The organism is Cellulomonas hominis, assembly GCF_005239125.1.
GTDB lineage: Bacteria > Actinomycetota > Actinomycetes > Actinomycetales > Cellulomonadaceae > Cellulomonas > Cellulomonas hominis_A.
Genome location: NZ_SZYE01000276.1, coordinates 1 through 3,688, shown reverse-complemented (window position 1 = coordinate 3,688; position 3,688 = coordinate 1). Strand labels below are relative to the sequence as shown.

Genomic DNA, 3,688 nt, shown 5'->3' with positions numbered 1-3,688 from the left:
TCCGCCCGCGGCCTCGTCAAGCAGTTCGGCGCGACGACGGCGCTCGCGGGCGTCGACCTGGACGTCGCGCCCGGCGAGTCGGTCGCCGTGATGGGGCCGTCCGGCTCGGGCAAGTCGACGCTGCTGCACTGCCTCGCGGGCATCCTCGTGCCCGACGCCGGCACGGTGGCGCTGTCCGGGCGCGGGCTGCACGACCTCGACGAGCGGGAGCGCTCGCTGGTGCGCCGGCGGCAGTACGGGTTCGTGTTCCAGTTCGGCCAGCTGCTGGCGGAGCTCCCCGCGATCGAGAACGTGGCGCTCGCGCCGATGCTGCTCGGGACGTCCCGACGGGAGGCCACGGAGCTCGCGGGCCGGTGGCTCGCGTCGCTGGGCCTCGCGGGGATGGAGGGCCGGCGCCCCGGGGAGCTGTCCGGCGGTCAGGCGCAGCGCGTCGCGGTGGCGCGCGCCCTGATCACGGGCCCGGAGGTGGTGTTCGCCGACGAGCCCACGGGGGCGCTCGACCAGGCGACCGGCCAGGAGGTCATGCGCGTGCTGACGGAGACGACGCGGCTGGCCGGCGCGTCCCTGGTCGTGGTGACCCACGACGCGGGGGTGGCGGCGTGGTGCGGCCGGCGGGTCGAGGTGCGCGACGGCCGCGTGGTGGCGGACGAGCGCCGGGTGCCGCAGGGCGGTGCCCGGTGAGCGCCGTGCTCGCCCTGGCGCCCCGGCTGCGGCGCGCCGGCGGCCGGGACGGCCGGATGACGACCGCGCTCGCGGTGGCGGCGTTCGCGGTGATGACGGCCCTGACGCTGTCCGTGATCGGCGGCCTGCTCGGCTTCGCCGGTCGCGCCGCGGACCCGGCGGACGCCTACCAGCGCACGAACGGCGAGAGCTACGTGGTGTTCGCGTGGACCGCCGTCGTGCTGCTGGTGGTGCCGCTGCTGACGCTGGGCGGGTCGGCGGCGCGGCTCGGGGTGGCGCGCCGGGACGCGCGGCTGGCGACGCTGCGGCTGCTCGGCGTGACCCCCCGCGAGGTGGTGGCGCTGACGGTGGTCGAGACCGCGTGGCAGGGGCTGGTGGGCGCGGTCGCGGGCGTGGCCGGGTACGTCGCGCTGCTCCCCGTGTGGACCCGCGTGCCGTTCCAGGGGTCGACCTTCTCCGCCGCGGAGCTGTGGGTCGGCTGGCCGGTGCTCGCCGCCGCGTGCGTCGTGGTGCCGGTGCTGGCCGTCGTCAGCGGCGTCGTCTCGCTGCGCCGGGTCGTGGTGTCGCCGCTCGGGGTCGCCCGGCGGCAGACGCCGCCGAGGATGCGGGCCGTGCGGGCGGTGCTGGCGCTGGCCGCGATGGGCCTGTTCATGGTCGTGACGCTGGTGCTGGGCCAGCTGGGGGCGTTCGCGGTGGCGTTCGCGATCGGGTCGCTCGCGCTCGGGTTCGCGGCGCTCAACCTGATCGGCCCGTGGGCGCTGGGTGTCGTCGGGCGGCTGCGGGTGCGCCGCGCGAAGACGCCCGCGCAGCTGCTGGCCGCGCGCCGGCTGGTCGACGACCCGCGGGCGACCTGGCGGGTGGTCGGCGGGCTCGGGCTGGCGGGCTTCGTGGCCGGGGCGCTCGCGGTGGTGCCGCTGCTGGCCTCCGGGACGGCCGGCGACGGCGCGTCCGCGGCCGAGGTCGCGGAGATGCGGACGTTCACCGGCGACCTGATGCGCGGTGCGCTGCTCACGCTGACGATCACGTTCCTGGTCGCGGCCGCGTCGGCAGGCATCACCCAGGCGGCCACGGTGCTCGACCGGCGCCGGGAGTACGCGCTCCAGGTGCTCGCGGGCACGCCCGTGGCCCTGCTGGACTCCGTGCGCCGGCGGGAGGTGCTCGTGCCGATGCTGCTCGTGGCGGTGGGGTCCGCGGTGGCGGCGGTCGTGATGATGTCGCCGGTCTTCGGGGTGGCGGGCCTGACCGACCCGAGCGGGCTCCTGCTGCTCGTGACGTGCCTCACCGCGGGGTGCCTGCTGGTGCTGGGTGCCACCGAGACGAGCCGGCCGCTGCTGCGGTCCGTCCTGGCGGAGACGCAGGTCAGGCCCGGTTGATCGACCCCGGGCCGCGGGGCGGCCCGGGGCGGCGACGTCCCCCGTGCAGGTGACGGCGCCCGTCTCGACGCGCGCGTGCGAGGGTCTCCGGCGATCCTGGTACCTCACGTCGGGGAGGTTCACCGGTGGGAGACCATCTCGAGCAGGCGACCGCGCCTGCCCTCGGCGTCGCGCCCGGTTCGGGGCTGCGGCCCCGGGACCACGCACTGCCTGCGGGCACCGTGCTGAGCGGCCGGTACACGGTCGGCGAGCGCCTGGGCCGCGGCGGCATGGCGGAGGTGTACCTCGCGCACGACGAGGTGCTGGCGCGCGACGTCGCCGTGAAGGTGTTCCACCCGTCGGCCTCCGGGCACGACGAGGTCGAGCGGCACGGCGCCGAGATGCGCCTGCTCGCCCGGCTCGCGCACCCCGGCCTGGTGATGATGCTCGACGCCGGCACGGCCGAGCTGCCCGGCGGCGAGGTGCAGGACTTCCTCGTCATGGAGCTGGTCCGCGGCCCGTCGCTCGCCGCCCGGCTCGCGGAGGGGCCGCTGTCCGCGGAGGACGCCGCCCTGGTGGGCGTGCACGTCGCCGAGGCGCTGGCCTACATCCACGACGAGGGCGTCGTGCACCGCGACGTGAAGCCCGGCAACATCCTGCTGCCCCCGGCCGGCCGGACCGGGGCCGGTGGCCCGTGGACCAAGCTGACCGACTTCGGCATCGCCCGGGTGCGCGCCGACGAGACGGCGACCGCCACCCAGGAGCTGCTGGGCACCCCGTCGTACCTCAGCCCCGAGCAGGCGACCGGCGGGCGGCTCACCTCCGCCTCCGACGTCTACGCGCTGGGGCTGGTGCTCGTCGAGTGCCTCACCGCCGAGCGGGCGTTCCCCGGGGACGCGCTGACCTCGGCGGTCGCGCGGCTGCACCGGCCGGTGCCGCTGCCCGAGCGGTTCGGCCCCCGGTGGGCGGAGCTGATCGGCTCGATGACCGCCCTCGACCCGCTGGACCGGCTCACGGCGGCCGCCGCCGCGGAGGAGCTGCGCGCCCTGCTGCGGCCGGGGGCCCTCGGGGTCGGCCCGGTGGCCGGCGACATCGGGGCGGCCGCGGTGCCGCTCGGCACCGTGCAGCTGCCCGCCGCGGGCCCGGCCGCGCCTCCCGTCGCGCCGGACGCGGGCCTCGAGGAGCACCCGAGCGGGCCGCTGCCCGACGGGCCGCTCGACCCCGCGCTCGACGCGCCCACGCTCGGGGTCGACCCCCGGCTGCTGGGGCTGCGCGCGGACCCGGAGGACGGGGGGACCCCGGCGCGCCGGCGCCGGGTCAGGGGCGTGGTGACGGGGACCGCCCTGCTGGGTGCGGCGGCGGTCGTGCTCGCCGTGGGTGCGCTGGCGCCCGACGCGCCGGCCTCCGACCCGGAGGCGCCGGGCACGACGGCCCAGCAGCCCGGCACGACGGCGACGCAGGAGACGTCGCCGGCGGACGACGAGGCCTCCCCCGCGGAGCAGGCGGACGCCGACGGCACCGCGGAGCCCGTCACCGACACCGTGGCGGTGACGGAGGACCCCGCCCCCGCCCCCGCCTCCGGCGAGACCCCGTCCGACGCGGTCCCCGTCGTCGCCGACGGGCCGGCCACCGGCACCGACCCCGCGGCGGCCGCC

Annotated in this window: 3 protein-coding genes; all 3 read left to right on the top strand. The window is 78.3% G+C overall.

Annotation, left to right across the window (positions count from 1 at the left end; translation table 11 throughout):
• Positions 1–681: ABC transporter ATP-binding protein (locus FA014_RS18730; protein ID WP_154731123.1), on the top strand; the 681-nt coding region annotated here is incomplete at its 5' end.
• Complete coding sequence (locus tag FA014_RS18725; RefSeq protein WP_195969376.1) at positions 678–2,054, top strand: FtsX-like permease family protein; 1,377 nt, start codon at positions 678–680, stop codon at positions 2,052–2,054. The genes FA014_RS18730 and FA014_RS18725, both read left to right, overlap by 4 nt.
• Before the next feature lie 125 nt (positions 2,055–2,179).
• A partial coding sequence (locus tag FA014_RS18720; RefSeq protein WP_154731122.1) for a serine/threonine-protein kinase occupies positions 2,180–3,688 on the top strand: 1,509 nt, incomplete at its 3' end.